The sequence below is a fragment of the Sphingobacterium bovisgrunnientis genome, from assembly GCF_009829085.1.
Classification (GTDB): Bacteria; Bacteroidota; Bacteroidia; order Sphingobacteriales; family Sphingobacteriaceae; genus Sphingobacterium; species Sphingobacterium bovisgrunnientis.
Window position 1 is genome coordinate 1 of record NZ_WUQY01000021.1, and the last position, 14,880, is coordinate 14,880.

General features: G+C 36.0%; 14 protein-coding genes. 5 read left to right on the top strand and 9 right to left on the bottom strand.

From position 1 onward, the window contains the following. Positions 1 to 432: 432 nt before the first annotated feature. Genes GOQ16_RS10860 through spt form a run of 5 tightly spaced genes read right to left on the bottom strand, consistent with a single transcriptional unit; the run spans position 433 to position 4,868 of the window. Positions 433 to 819, bottom strand: coding sequence for a GtrA family protein (locus GOQ16_RS10860; RefSeq protein WP_160069302.1), 387 nt, complete (start codon positions 817 to 819; stop codon positions 433 to 435). Then, the gene (locus GOQ16_RS10865) at positions 819 to 1,508 is read right to left on the bottom strand and encodes a CDP-alcohol phosphatidyltransferase family protein (RefSeq protein ID WP_149914695.1); all 690 of its coding nucleotides are present in this window, start codon (positions 1,506 to 1,508) and stop codon (positions 819 to 821) included. The genes GOQ16_RS10860 and GOQ16_RS10865 overlap by 1 nt, the downstream gene beginning before the upstream one ends. 10 nt (positions 1,509 to 1,518) lie before the next feature. Then, entirely contained in the window at positions 1,519 to 2,517 is a 999-nt protein-coding gene (locus tag GOQ16_RS10870; RefSeq protein WP_160069303.1) for an NAD-dependent epimerase/dehydratase family protein, read from the bottom strand. Continuing rightward, positions 2,514 to 3,635, bottom strand: coding sequence for a GNAT family N-acetyltransferase (locus tag GOQ16_RS10875; RefSeq protein ID WP_160069304.1), 1,122 nt, complete (start codon positions 3,633 to 3,635; stop codon positions 2,514 to 2,516). Before GOQ16_RS10875 ends, GOQ16_RS10870 begins: the two co-directional genes overlap by 4 nt. A gap of 24 nt (positions 3,636 to 3,659) precedes the next feature. Further along, positions 3,660 to 4,868 carry a serine palmitoyltransferase gene (gene spt / locus GOQ16_RS10880; protein WP_160069305.1) on the bottom strand — a complete coding sequence of 403 codons (1,209 nt, stop codon included), beginning with the start codon at positions 4,866 to 4,868 and terminating at the stop codon, positions 3,660 to 3,662. Between the two features lie 331 nt (positions 4,869 to 5,199). Between spt and smpB the strand changes: the two genes are divergently transcribed. Next, positions 5,200 to 5,655, top strand: a complete 456-nt coding sequence (gene smpB / locus GOQ16_RS10885; protein WP_160069306.1) for an SsrA-binding protein SmpB — start codon at positions 5,200 to 5,202, stop codon at positions 5,653 to 5,655. A 2-nt stretch (positions 5,656 to 5,657) separates the two neighbouring features. On the opposite strand, the gene GOQ16_RS10890 is transcribed toward smpB, so the two are convergent. Further along, on the bottom strand, positions 5,658 to 6,563 hold the full coding sequence (locus GOQ16_RS10890) for a helix-turn-helix domain-containing protein (protein WP_240141018.1): 906 nt from the start codon (positions 6,561 to 6,563) through the stop codon (positions 5,658 to 5,660). Positions 6,564 to 6,721: 158 nt separating this feature from the next. Here GOQ16_RS10890 and GOQ16_RS10895 point away from each other — a divergent pair, with 158 nt between their 5' ends. Together GOQ16_RS10895 and GOQ16_RS10900 are read left to right on the top strand one after the other, a co-directional pair. Beyond that, positions 6,722 to 8,224, top strand: a complete 1,503-nt coding sequence (locus GOQ16_RS10895; protein WP_160069307.1) for an aldehyde dehydrogenase family protein — start codon at positions 6,722 to 6,724, stop codon at positions 8,222 to 8,224. A gap of 67 nt (positions 8,225 to 8,291) precedes the next feature. Further along, the gene (locus GOQ16_RS10900; protein ID WP_160069308.1) at positions 8,292 to 8,666 is read left to right on the top strand and encodes a DUF779 domain-containing protein; all 375 of its coding nucleotides are present in this window, start codon (positions 8,292 to 8,294) and stop codon (positions 8,664 to 8,666) included. A 49-nt stretch (positions 8,667 to 8,715) separates the two neighbouring features. Here GOQ16_RS10900 and pnp read toward each other — a convergent pair whose 3' ends face one another. Then, positions 8,716 to 10,905, bottom strand: a complete 2,190-nt coding sequence (pnp, locus tag GOQ16_RS10905) for a polyribonucleotide nucleotidyltransferase (protein ID WP_160069309.1) — start codon at positions 10,903 to 10,905, stop codon at positions 8,716 to 8,718. Positions 10,906 to 11,379: 474 nt separating this feature from the next. Here pnp and GOQ16_RS10910 point away from each other — a divergent pair, with 474 nt between their 5' ends. Further along, on the top strand, positions 11,380 to 11,868 hold the full coding sequence (locus GOQ16_RS10910) for a hypothetical protein (protein ID WP_160069310.1): 489 nt from the start codon (positions 11,380 to 11,382) through the stop codon (positions 11,866 to 11,868). A 57-nt stretch (positions 11,869 to 11,925) separates the two neighbouring features. Here GOQ16_RS10910 and rpsO read toward each other — a convergent pair whose 3' ends face one another. Both rpsO and GOQ16_RS10920 read right to left on the bottom strand, forming a co-directional pair. Beyond that, the gene (rpsO, locus tag GOQ16_RS10915) at positions 11,926 to 12,204 is read right to left on the bottom strand and encodes a 30S ribosomal protein S15 (RefSeq protein ID WP_132777454.1); all 279 of its coding nucleotides are present in this window, start codon (positions 12,202 to 12,204) and stop codon (positions 11,926 to 11,928) included. Positions 12,205 to 12,323: 119 nt separating this feature from the next. Beyond that, the gene (locus tag GOQ16_RS10920; RefSeq protein WP_160069311.1) at positions 12,324 to 13,535 is read right to left on the bottom strand and encodes an acyltransferase family protein; all 1,212 of its coding nucleotides are present in this window, start codon (positions 13,533 to 13,535) and stop codon (positions 12,324 to 12,326) included. 167 nt (positions 13,536 to 13,702) lie between these two features. On the opposite strand from GOQ16_RS10920, the gene GOQ16_RS10925 reads away from it, so the two are divergent. Next, positions 13,703 to 14,878, top strand: coding sequence for an ROK family protein (locus GOQ16_RS10925; RefSeq protein ID WP_160069312.1), 1,176 nt, complete (start codon positions 13,703 to 13,705; stop codon positions 14,876 to 14,878). Positions 14,879 to 14,880: the final 2 nt, after the last annotated feature.

Here is a 14,880-nt window from a genome sequence, read left to right on the forward strand (position 1 = left end):
TTCTTAAAGAACTTCTATCGAATCCGCATCGCGCTTCTTCTTATATTTCGAGCATTACTGCTGTACTTATCTTTTTTGTTTTCCCTTCATTTCCGTCGGGACTGCAAAGGTAGAAACTTTATTTTAATCCGCAAATTTTATTTGAATATTTTTTCTTTTTTGTTTTCCCGATTTCTCAGTTTAAACTGTCTCTAACCTCGTATTTCATCGCTGTTACCAGCGTTCCTCCCTTGCGGAGTGGTGCAAAGATAGAAACATTTATACATCAACTCAAAGCGTTTCTGAAAAATAAAAACGAAATTAATCGTAACTTATTGTGTATATGTGAATTATTTTTTAAAAACTATAAGAAACGAGGCTATTTATGAGAACAAGTAAAACAAGAAATACTTCTACACATGCTAAAAGGGATTTATATTAATGTAAATACACCTACTTCTTAAAAACCCAAAACTTCTGAAGTGTGAAATTAAATCCAAGTGAAACAATAATTTCGACTAATAATTTAGACAACAAAAAATGCCATTGCCATATATCGACTAGAATATAAATACCCAATGATTTCAGACTAATACTTCCAATTACTACAATAATAAATTTCCAGAGTTGGGAACCTAATGATGTTTTAGTATTACCAAAAGACCAATAGCGATTAATTAGAAAATTAACAATTGCACCTAAAGAGCCACTTATCGCATTAGAAAAAGGTGCTGAGAAACTCAACACCTTATAACAAAAAGAATAAATTGCAAGGTCAGTCATGCCGCCTAAGAAAGCAGACAACTGTGCCTTTAGAAATTCTTTTAGTTTAAAACTCATTATTTACTTTGATTTTGCTTTGCTAATTTCTCTGCATTGTCACGCTCATCCCCCATATCCAACAATTTCTTTGTATCACCCATATTAATAAAAAACAGCGCAATACAGATTACAATAACTGAATAGTGAATTGAGCCGACAAATAAAGCTTCCAATAAAAACACAAGCGATATTATAACGCGTATCTCCGTAGGCCCAACCAAACCAGCATCAATCGTATATTTGTCTGTGATTTTATAACGCAACTGCGAAATAATCATTGCCCAACCGTATAGTGCAACTAAAGCAAATCCAGCGTATTTAAAATCACCTTGCGCGTAAAACACATACCCAAGTCCAATGAATACCACACTAATCCAATCCATAATAATATCCAGCGCGAAGCCGTACCACTTGCGTGATTTATTACGGTAAAAAGCAATACGTCCATCTAAAGAATCTCCAAACCATTGTACAAAGAAACCAAGAGCACCAACTAAAATAAGACTTCTGTCTACATATTCTGCTAACAAGAAACTTCCCATAATCATCAATGACCCAAAGAAACCAATAGCCGTCAAGCCATCCGAAGACAACCAATTAGGAATTTTTGGCAATAGATACGTGATAAAACGCTGCTCTGGTTCACTTAATATATTTGTACGTTTTCTGTCCGCAAACAATTTCTTGTCAATTTTTCCTTCACTCATTACTTTATTTTTATAGCCAATTATTGTCTTTGTACCACAATAATGTCGCTGCCAAACCCTTTTCAAGATCGTATTTGGGCGTAAAACCCAACTTTTGCTTCGCTTTACTAATATCACAACTCCAATTTTCCGCTGTCAATTCTCCTAAGCGTTCGGGATATATGACAGGCGTTTTACTGGAATTTTTATACAACATTAGAGATATACGTGCCATAAAAGCTACAACTCGATAAGGTATATGCAAACGCAATGCCTTTTTTTTAAATGTTTTTCTAAAGATGTCGGCCATCGCATACTTGGAATATACTTGACCGTCCGATATATTATAAAATTCTAATCCTTCTTGTGGTGCTTCACATCCTTTCAGCAAAATACCCACCAAATCTTTGACGTAGATGAAACTCAACTTCTGCGGATTAGCACCGATGTAAGGATCAAACCCCTTGTTTAATGTATCAAATAAAATAAACAAATCTTTTTCACGTGGACCATACACCGCTGTTGGACGAAATACCGAAATCGCTTTGTCGGCAAATCGTTTTTTTATATTTAATTCAGAAGTCTTCTTACTACGCCCATATACCGTTAGTGGTCGATAATCTGTTTCTTCGTGAATATCCTCAGAGCTATTGAAAGCTATTGGGCCAATTGCAGCCAAACTACTGACATATACAAAACGCTTTAACTCCACGCCTTCTGCAAATGCGGCTTGCATCAGATTTTGCGTCATTCCTACGTTGACACGAAGCATTTCTTCTTCAGACTTTGACTTTGTCAATGCTGCGGCATGAATTACGTAATCGTATTTTTCGTGTAGAAAAAGTTGTTGCAATTCTTCTACATTCCCAAAATCAGGATGAATAAATTTGTCAACAAAAGCTTTAATATCATCCGTTTTGCTAGATGAACGGACAGCAGCATGCACTTCCCAACCTTTCTCCTTTGCAGCTTCGACTAAGTGCGAACCGACAAAACCACTTGCTCCTGTTATGAAAACTTTTTTCCTCATATTGTTTTCTCATAGATACGGTAACGCTTATACAATTCACCATTGATTTGCTCAATGGCGTGATTCATCATATAATTATGTTCCAGCATCCAAGAACATTCACCACGCTCAATGCCATAGATTTTCGCATTCTTAATAATTCGACCGTATAAACATGCCTCAATACCCATCTTGCGATACTCCTCCAACACACCCAACATCATCACGCGAAGTGATTTAATTTTCTTGCGTCCGAATAACAATTTGAAAATTCCCGTAGGCAATAAACGTCCTCGCTTAATTTTAATCTGAATTTCGTTGATATTTGGAATACCAACGGCAAAGCCAATTATTTGATTTTCCTTCTCTGCGATTATACAGAAATTCGGATTTACAATCATTTTCAAATCTTTGGCAACATATGCGAACTCATCGTCCGTCATAGGCACAAAACCTAAATTCTTATCCCAAGCCTTGTTGTAAACCTGCTTAATTTTCTCAGCTTCGGACTTGAAATTATTTAGATCAATAAGACGCAAGGTAACACCAGAACGCTTTAAACGTTCTTCCAATTTGTCCATCAATAGGACTGAACGATCACTTGCTTTAGCTGTCGGAATATCATACGCAAATAAATCCACTTGCTTTTCAAAGCCGAAATTGCTTATCAAATCAATATAGTAAGGATAATTGTAAGTCATCATGGCTACTGGAGGACGATCAAATCCCTCAATCAATAAACCACAAGTTTCATTCGTAGATAAATTTATAGGACCAACGATTTTCTCACCACCTTTATCCTTCACCCAAGCCTGTGCAACTTCGAACAGCGCATTAGCAACATTTTGATCATTTATACAATCAAAAAAACCAAATTGCCCTTCCTTTACATTATTAAAAGAATTGTGCTGCGTATTACAGATAGCGGCTATTCTTCCGACAATTTTATCGCCATCATACGCTAAAAAAAGCTGAGCTGAGGAATGCTTGTAGAATGGATGCTTATTGGGATTTAACAAATCATCTTGCGCCACAAAAAGCTCAGGCACGTAATTCGAATCCCCCCTATACAAATCATGCGGAAAATCTATAAATTCCGCACGTTGTTTTTTATTCACTACAGGTATGATATTCATCATGTCCTTTATATTTTAAGAGTAAACTTAACCTACAAATGTCTCCACTTCAGCAGTTTTGAATACTTTAGCCATTTTCTCGACAGCTTCGTCGATTTGTTCAAAAGTATGTGTAGCCATTAAAGAGAAACGAATCAAAGACTCTTCCGCAGGAACAGCAGGCGCAACAACTGGATTCACGAATACGCCATTGTCTTGAAGAGTTTTTGTAACGTAATATGTTTTTTCATTATTACGAACAAAAATCGGTAAAATTGGACTTTCTGTTTCACCCAAATCAAATCCACTATCCAATAATAATTTTTTTGCGTAGTTTGTATTAGCCCACAATTTCTCAATGTGTTGAGGCTCTGTTTGTATGATTTCCAACGCCTTCAATGTAGAAGCTACAGAAGCTGGTGTCATACTTGCAGAGAACATCAAAGAGCGAGCCTTGTGTTTTAAATATTCAATAGTGTCCTTATCAGCTGCCACAAAACCTCCTAAAGAAGCCAATGATTTACTGAAAGTTCCCATAATCATATCTACCTTACCTTGCAAACCGAAATGACTTTCCGTACCTGCACCATTGTGACCAATCACACCCAAACTGTGTGCATCATCACACATCACCGCAGCATCAAATTCATCCGCAACTTTAACCAATTCTGGAAGATTGACAATGTCACCTTCCATACTAAAGATACCGTCTGTAGCGATTAATTTAAAGCTATCTTCTGGAAGACGTGATAATTTAGCACGTAAATCTTCCATATCGTTGTGCGCATATTTAATCACCTTGGAAAATGACAATCGGCTACCATCAATGATAGAAGCATGATTACGTTCATCCAATAAGATATAGTCATTACGACCAGTGATACACGACAAAGGACCTAAATTAGATTGAAAACCTGTACTGAACAAAACCGCTGCTTCCTTACCCACATAATCAGCCAATTTTTCTTCTAATTCTACGTGAATATCGAGCGTACCATTCAAGAATCTAGATCCTGCACAACCCGTACCGTATTTTTCCAAAGCGTCTTGCGAAGCCTTAATAATACGTGGATCTGTAGTTAACCCTAAATACGAATTCGAACCAAACATTAATACACGTCGACCATCAATCACCACCTCTGTATCTTGCTTGGATTGAATGGGTCTAAAGTATGCGTATAAATCAGCTGCTTTTATAGGCTCTAGTTGTTCTTGAAGAAACTTCGATGTTCTTTCACTTAACTTTCCCTTGCTCATGCTATAGATATTTCTATTAAATGCGATTTTTTACTTTTTGACTAAAATCAAATAATCGTCAAAATTACGGATTAAAACTGAACTTGTTAAATTATGTTAAAACTATGACTTTAATCTAACATTGCACCAATTAACCCTTTTTTACGTATTAATTCCGTTATTTAAACTTTAACCAAAACGTGCAAACATACAAAAATTTGGTCGATTATTTGCAATTTTATAAACTTATAAATATCATAAAGTTAAGTTATTGTTAATACACTAACAAGAATTAAGAATATTAAATTCAACACATTATTTTATTAAATTTGCAGCTAAGAAACATCAAAATATGGCTATATCTTCACAAATAAATATTAAAAATAAACGCGCATCTTTCGAATATCACTTGCTGGATAAATATGTAGCTGGCCTACAATTGTTGGGCACCGAGATCAAATCGATGCGTGAAGGGAAAGCAAATATTAACGATAGTTTCTGTTCTTTTTTTGATGATGGGCTTTATATCCGCAATATGCATATCGCAGAATATTCATTTGGCTCATTCTATAATCATGAAGCAAAACGCGACAGAAAATTGCTTCTTACAAAGAGAGAATTGAAAAAATTAAAGGAGAAAGGTGAAGAAAAAGGTTTTACCATTGTGCCACTTCGCATCTTTATCAATGAACGCGGCTACGCCAAGATTGAAATCGCATTAGCGCAAGGTAAGAAAGACTTCGACAAACGCGAAACCTTGAAAGAGCGCGATAGCAAACGTGAGTTGGATCGTGTAATGAAGTATTAATATTATACGGAAAGCATATAAGCACCTGGTGTGATTCCTTCTCGATTTTTAAATAAGCGCACAAAATAATTGACGTCACTGAATCCTGATCCAAAGCAGGATTCTTTGACAGATTTAGTTATCTTCAACAGTTCCTTTGCTTTATTCATACGTTCGCTGATAACGTATTCCATTGGACTTACTCCAAGCTCTTTCTTAAACATTCGCGTCAAACTGGATTTACTCATATTCGCGACTTTTTCTAAAGACTCTATCGAAATTTTTTCTGTAATTCGTGTACGAACAAACTCTTTTAAATGCAATAGCACCGCATTCGCAGAACTACCAATTTCTAACGCCAACAAAGATTGGGCTTGCATCAGACGTATCATTACTTCTTTAAACGTTAAATCCGCGTAAACACTTTTCAATGCATTGTTGTCCATCATGATTTTGAAGAACTTATTCATAAGTTCTGTCAATTCAGGCGTATTGTACAAATAAAATAAGTCTGGATTGAAATTCCATTCCCCAATCATCTGATGTTTAGGACTAAACTCATTTAAGTAATTTAAGATGGAGTCAATCTTTTGTTTGCTCACCACTAAAGCCGTACACTGTGTGGGTTTGTGCAAAGTCGCTTCCGGAAAATCGATCAGCATTTTTGTATAAGAAGGCAACATAAGCATTTGTCCAGGATTATAATCAAAAGCTTGAATTTCGCCAATATGCATGACTTTTTTACCTTCTAGCATATTAATCAAAACCATATCACCAAACTGTAAAGGCACGAGCGAACTTGCCTCATAGGTCTCAAAAACATGAAGCTCCATCTCATCGACAGCATAAGAACGCTTATTCTCGATAAGTGTAGTAATTTCATTTTCCCTTGAAAATGGAAGGGTATTTATAAAAGATTTGTTCATCATATTAATCAAACTTTTATAATTGGCTCGTAATCAAATATAACAAAATGCTGACATACGAAGAAACAATAATTCTACACTTTGACACAAAAATGCTAAACCTTGAAAATCGTGTTGGGTATTTTTGAATAAACAGATAACACAAATAAATAAACACTAATATGGGTACTATTCAAAGACCAACGTTTAAAGAGCGTTATGACAATTACATTGGGGGTAAATTCGTAGCTCCTGTGCAAGGTAAATATTTTGACAATATCTCACCTTTAGATGGTAAAGTGTTTACACAGGCTGCACATTCAACAAAAGAAGATTTAGAATTGGCTGTGGATGCTGCTGAAAAAGCATTCCAAACATGGGGCAAAACATCAGCGACAGAAAGAAGTATTATCTTAAATAAAATAGCGGATCGCATTGAGCAAAATTTAGAATATATAGCCGCAGTAGAAACAGTAGACAATGGTAAAGCTGTTCGCGAAACGTTGAATGCCGATCTTCCATTAGCAATTGACCATTTCCGCTATTTTGCTGGCGTTATTCGTGCAGAGGAAGGTTCGTTAAGTGAATTGGATGCTAACACAGTTTCCTTAATCGTACACGAACCAATCGGTGTTATCGCACAGATTATCCCTTGGAACTTCCCGTTGCTAATGGCTGTTTGGAAATTAGCACCAGCGCTAGCCGGAGGTAATACTGTCGTATTAAAACCAGCAGAAAGTACCCCTACATCTATCATGGTACTAATGGAAGTTATTGGAGATTTAATTCCTCCAGGAGTTGTTAACATTGTGAATGGTTTCGGTTCAGAATTAGGTCGTGCTTTAGTTACGAATCCAAAAGTAGGAAAAGCAGCGTTTACAGGATCTACAGCCACTGGTCGTATGGTCATGCAATATGCCACGGAGAACATTATTCCAGTGACATTAGAATTGGGCGGTAAATCACCAAACGTATTCTTTGAGTCTGTAATGGATCAGGATGATGCTTTCTTAGACAAAGCTATTGAAGGTGCCGTACTATTTGCATTGAACCAAGGTGAAATATGTACTTGTCCTTCGCGCTTACTAATTCAAGAGTCAATTTATGACAAATTTATTGCGCGAGTAATCGAACGTGTTAATGCGATTAAAGTTGGTGATCCATTGGATCCAACAGTAATGATGGGTGCGCAAGCTTCGAAAATCCAGAAAGATAAAATCCTTTCTTATATCAAACTAGGTAAAGAAGAAGGAGCAGAAGTATTGACTGGTGGTGATGTAAACAACGTAGGTGAAGGATTTGAGGAAGGTTACTACATTCAACCTACGCTATTAAAAGGTCACAACAAAATGCGTGTATTTCAAGAGGAAATTTTTGGACCAGTATTGGCAGTTACTACCTTCAAAGACGAGAAAGAGGCTATCGAAATTGCGAATGACACGATTTACGGATTAGGAGCTGGTGTATGGACACGTGATGCACACCAATTGTATACTGTTCCACGTGCCATCCAAGCTGGTCGCGTATGGGTAAATCAATACCACTCGTATCCTGCTGGCGCACCATTTGGAGGATATAAACAATCTGGTATTGGTCGTGAAAATCACAAAATGATGTTAGATCATTACAGACAAACGAAGAATATGCTTATTTCTTATAATAAAGAAAAGTTAGGATTCTTTTAACAAATCACACACTTTACAATTCTATGGGGTTTCACTGTAAACCCCATTTTTGTCAAATCAACTTATTATGATCAAAAGACTAGACGTAACAAAAGAAGCAAAAAACATTATTCAGCAATTAGCAGCCCAGCACGGCGATTTGATGTTTTATCAAGCAGGTGGATGTTGTGAAGGTACGCAGCCACAATGTTTTGAAAAAGGAGGCTATTTTCCGCGCATGAATGACGCTATGATTGGCTTAGCCGAAGGTTACGAATTTTGGATAGATCGCGATTTGTTTGAATATTGGCAATATTCGCATTTTACGTTAGATGTACTGGATGGCTTTGGGCCTGGTGGCTTTTCTTTAGAAACGCCCCTCGGAAAAACCTTTAAAGTTCATTACAGACTATTTACTGAGGAGGAATTGAAAGATTTGGAACCAGTGAAAAGAAGTGAGTAAAAAAAGCTCAACTTTTTAAAGTTGAGCTTTTTTTATATGTTAAAATAAATTAAGCTTTTGGAGCATCAGGAGCTGGAGCAGCTGCTGGTTTCTCTTCGCGTTTAGGTTTATCTTCACGTGGAGGACGAGGCAATAAAGCTTTACGAGAAAGTTTCATTTTACCTTGTTTGTCTATTTCCAAAAGTTTAACCGTTACGATATCACCTTCTTTGTAGATACCATCCATAGTTTCGATACGTTTCCAATCAATTTCGGAAATGTGTAATAAACCATCTTTACCTGGCATAATCTCAACGAATGCACCGAAAGCCATGATAGACTTCACTTTACCTTCGTAAGTCGCACCGATTTCTGGTTTTGCTGTGATATTTTTGATACGTGTAGTAGCCGCATCAATTGCAGCTTTATTATCTGCAAAGATTTGAACGATACCTTTGCCATCAACTTCTTCGATAGCAATAGTAGCACCCGTTTCACGTTGCATTTCTTGGATGATTTTACCACCTGGGCCGATTACAGCACCGATAAATTCTTTATCAATAATCAATTGAATGATACGTGGAGCATGTGGCTTGTAATCTTCGCGAGGCGCATCGATCGTTTTCTTCATCTCACCTAAGATGTGAAGACGAGCTTCTTTCGCTTGATCCAACGCTTGAGTCAACACTTCCCATTTCAAACCGTTGATTTTTAAGTCCATCTGACAAGCAACGATACCATTCTCTGTACCTGTTACTTTGAAGTCCATGTCACCCAAGTGATCTTCATCACCTAAGATATCTGAAAGTATAGCGTATTTGCCTGATTTTTCGTCAGTGATTAATCCCATTGCAATACCTGATACTGGAGCTTTCAATTTCACACCTGCATCCAATAAAGCTAATGTACCCGCACAAACAGTTGCCATAGATGAAGAACCATTTGATTCTAAGATATCCGAAACAACGCGAATTGTGTAAGGATTTTCCGAATCAGCCGGCAATACTTTTTTCAATGAACGTAATGCTAAGTTACCGTGACCGATTTCACGACGACCAGCACCTCTATTTGGTCTTACTTCACCTGTCGAGAAACCTGGGAAGTTATAGTGTAAAATAAATTTGTTGTAACCATTGATGAATGCGCCATCAATCATTTGCTCATCGTCTTTAGCACCTAAAGTAACTGAAGTCAACGATTGTGTTTCACCACGTGTGAATACTGCTGAACCGTGCGCTGCAGGTAAATAATCAACTTCAGACCAAATAGGACGAACAGTACGTGAATCACGACCATCCAAACGGATTCCTTCGTCTAATAATAGATTACGAACCGCATCGTATTGTACGTCGTGGAAATATTTCTTCGCTAAGAATTTAGTTTCGTCATCAAGATCTTCACCTAATGACTCAATAACTTCTTGCGCTATAGCAGCAAATTTTTCTGTACGCTCGTGTTTAGCTGAACCAGATTTTGCAATCGCGTACACTCTATCGTAAGTAGCGCTGAAAATTTGAGCTCTCAACTCTTCGTTTGAAGGCTCGTGGTTAAACTCACGTTTAGTTTCTGAACCTACTAATTTTGACAATTCCAATTGTGCAGCTACTTGTTTTTTGATAGCCGCGTGTGCAAAAGCGATAGCTTCTACCATTTCAGCTTCCGAAATTTCGTTTGCTTCACCTTCTACCATCACGATATCTTGCGCAGAACCAGCTACCATAAATTCTAATGAAGCTCTTTCTAATTCAGATAAACGTGGATTAATAACCAACTGACCATCGATTTTCGCTACACGAACTTCAGAAATAGGACCGTTGAATGGAATATCAGACACTGCTAATGCTGCCGAAGCTGCTAAACCAGCTAGTGCATCTGGCATAATATCTTTATCAGCAGAGATCAAAGATATCATTACTTGCGTATCTGCGTGGTATGTTTCAGGGAATAATGGGCGTAAAGCTCTATCTACCAAACGTGAAATCAAGACTTCGTAGTCAGATAATCTCGCTTCACGACGTAAAAAACCTCCTGGGATTCGACCTGTAGCCGCGTATTTCTCTTGGTAATCTACAGATAATGGTAAGAAATCCACACCTGCTTTAGCGTCCTTTGATGATACTACTGTTGCTAACAACATCGTATCTCCTTGTTTTAATACGACAGAACCATCAGCTTGTTTAGCCAATTTGCCTGTAGACAATTCGATAGGTGCAAGACCGCCACCTAAGTCGATTGTTACTTTTTGTTCGTTATAACTCATTGTTTGTTAATAGTGATGCATTTTCCTCTTTATTATACAGATGCATCGATTTTTATGACTTTTAAAAATTCTATCAAAGGTAATTATTATTTTCCTTAAATTATTACTTTTATAAACACAGTAAGTCATAAAAAATGCCTAAATACACCGTATACATAACATTACTTTACCTAGTTTTTCACTCTATTATTTCCTGTAAAGAAAAAACTGAGAAATCTACTCATAAACCTATTTTACTAGCTACTGAAACTGTCTTACCTTTCAGTCATGGACATCATGACACCTTAGATTATCAACTAACTATTTTTGAAGACAGTACGTATTCATTGAGCTACAAGAAAGAAGTACAAGACCCCAATAATATATATAAGAGCAATACATACTGACTACAAGTATGGAAAAGCAAAAATAAAACAAGATAAGATTTATCTCACAAATGACACTTTGCTTCTTATTAATGGATATGTAGAATTTATGAAGAATGGTAAAATAGATTTTGTACGCAAAATAGATTCGACAGTATTCATACAAAAGAATACTTATGACATAAAAAAATACCCAAAATATCATGTCATTCATTATGAAACAGTAACAACAGGTATCTTAAAAAAGAAAAAAAAGTTTAAAGAAATATTTCCAATCAATAACGAAACTCTATTTGAAATAGAGTGGTTAGTAAAAGATACGGTTGATAAAATTATGCCTAAAAATACAATTTACAATGATAAATATTTAATGACTCCTAATAGAGAGGACTGTTGCTACTTTAAATCCTACCATAAAAAAGTATTACCCTATGTCGATCAAAATGGACATAAAATAATAATATTGTTCTTATCACTTGAAGCGAAAGATATTTTGGGTGCCGACCTGCCAATGATATCAGATGGCGCATACTATTTTTTAGATATAGATCTAAATCTGACAAATAAAAAAATTACTCGAATAGGCTTATATGAATAAGCACAAAAAAAGCCATCCAAATTGGATGGCTTTTTAAAGCTTTTCACTGTATGAAGCTTACTTGATGATATCACGTAAACCTAAACCTTTGATGATCGCACGGTAACGGTTAATATCTTTTTTGTACAAATAAGCTAATAATGAACGACGTTTACCTACTAATTTTTGTAGAGAACGTTGTGTGTTAAAATCTTTTCTGTTTTTTTTCAAGTGCTCAGTTAAGTGAGCAATTCTTTTTGTGAATAAAGCAACTTGTCCTTCTGCAGAACCAGTGTTGTCAGCTGCACCTGCAAATTCTGCGAAGATACCAGCTTTGTATTCTTTACTTAAATACATTCTTGAATAATATTAAAGTGTTATAAAAATTATTAATTGCCTGCAAAGATAGGACTTTAAATTAGAAAATAAAAAGGAATTTAAATTTATCAATATCATTCCCAAATTTTTCAAATCCTTTAAACCTTTACGTAAATACCTTTTTTATCCATAAAATAACCGATTATCCACATCAGAGCCAAGAACAGCAATGAATAAACGAATGAACCAATTTCAGGCACGCCAGGGATTTGCGCACAAACATTTTGATAAAACCATGATAAAGGTGTGAGGTATAATTGATCTCCAGCATCAGACAATCCGTTGGGAATGCGAATTAAAGCCATAGCTTTTGGAAATAAACCACTCAACACAAAAATGAATAATGGATTTTTACCAAATACATCAAAAAATTTAGTTAACCAATTTTTAACACCTTGCACCTCGATATACCAAATCATCCCCCCTATAGTCATAATTCCCAATCCAGTTGTATATAACACATATGAACTAGTCCAAATTTTCTTGTTAATCGGAAAACCTAAAGACCAAATCCAACCCAGTACAATTAATATAAACCCTGTAACAAAAAGACCAGACAATAATTTAAAATGTGGTTCAGAAGAAGTAGGAACTTTAGTCCACAACCAATCCACCTGCCCATGTTTCTTAATAAAAACTCCGGCTAAATAACCGAACACAACTTGAACAACAGCTGGCAAAGCACTCATCAACCCTTCTGGATCAAAAGGCACGCCCTCTCCTTTGTACATATGAGCTACGCCGAGAATATCTTTATCTATAGCTGTTCCGAACCAACCTGCTAGAGAGTATGGATCTTCTCCGCCTAATACCGCGCATATCCCCCAGTAACCAAATAAAATCAGCGCTGAAATGTAAATTAATGTACGAGGTTTGAAATAATATGCAAGTATGGATGCAAAAAAGTAGGCAATAGCGATACGTTGGAGTACGCCTAAAATTCGTACACCTTTTGTAGGATCGACACTACTCACCCACTCTCTGAATTGTAATGCCCCATCAATCCATTGCACAAATGGAAACCAATTTAATCCCAAACCTATTAGAAAAATAAGAACAGTTCTTTTGATTACCTTTTTCCAGAATATAGCATCCCCCGCTTCTTGCAAACGCGGAATGACGAATGACATAGCATTACCGACAGCGAATAAAAAGAACGGAAATACCAAATCGGTTGGTGTGCATCCATGCCAAGGAGCGTGTTTTAATGGTGCAAACATAGTTCCCCAAGTTCCTGGATTATTTACCAAAATCATAAGCGCCACGGTGGCGCCTCGAAATACATCCAGCGAATAATAGCGTTGTTTCATAGTTAAAACAGGTGTTTTAGTTAAAAGAATCGAAGATAGAAAATACATTTGAGAACTTATTCATTTTAAATAATGCAACAACTTCTCTCAACTTAATATTTTTTTTAAAAAGATTTTGGTTTTAAAAAAAAATAAACACTAACTTTACGTTACATTTTTATAAACCTATGTTTGACCAATTACATACGCAAGTAATCAAATCGATTTACTTTTCTGGCGCGCAGTCGATAGCTGAGATAAGTCATACTATTGGTAAAAGCGTTCCAATTGTTGCTAAAACGATACAGCATTTAGTAGATAAAAATATAGTTTTATCGCACGGATTACGAGCATCCACGGGTGGAAGGAGAGCTTCATCTTATATTTTAAATAAAAGCAGCATTGGTAATATACTCACAGTCAGCATAAACCGCTACTCTATTACTATGGGATTATTTAATATTTTGAACGAATCTTTGATGGAGGAGCTTGATATAAATATTAATGGTTTTGATGATATTAACATCTACAACACAATTGTAACACATATTCGCAAAATAGCTGAGAAGTACAATGATCATCCAATATTAAGAATAGGAATCACGACACCAGGTTTTGTTGATTCTCAGGAAGGTGTTAATAATTCTTTTCCAAAAGAATCACCACTACATGATCTACCAAATAGAATTAAAAAAGATGTAGAAATCGACACTTTTATGGAAAATGATTCCTCAGCAATCGCAATTGCAGAAAAACATTTTGGCAAGGCAAAAATAACTAATCACTCGTTGGTTATTAATCTAACTTGGGGAGTAGGACTTGGTATTATTGTAGATCAACAACTTTTTAGAGGCTATAATGGTTTTGCAGGAGAATTTAGTCATATACCACTAGCAGATGAAAACAAACTCTGCTCTTGTGGCAAAAAAGGATGCTTAGAAGTAGAGGCATCATTAGAATCTGCAGTTGAGTACATAAAAGAATGTTTAAATAACGGGGAAGTATCTCTTTTAGCCCCTAATATAGAAAACAAAGACAAATCACAATTTCTCAATTCGCTTATTCAAGCTTATAAACTTGGTGATCAATTAAGTATACATGCTATTAAAAAAATGGGGTTCATGCTAGGCAAAGGCATTGCAACTTTAATCCATATACTAAATCCACAAAAAGTAATAATAAGTGGGATTGGTGCATCATTTGGCGCTATTCTCCTTCCTGAGATTCAATCATCCATACATATTTATTGTATACCTAGATTATCCCAAAAAACAACTATAGAAATATCAGACTTAGAAAATATACAAACCATTGCAGCGGCATGTGTTGCCGTAATGCAAAGTAATGAGTTAATAAAAAATTAGAA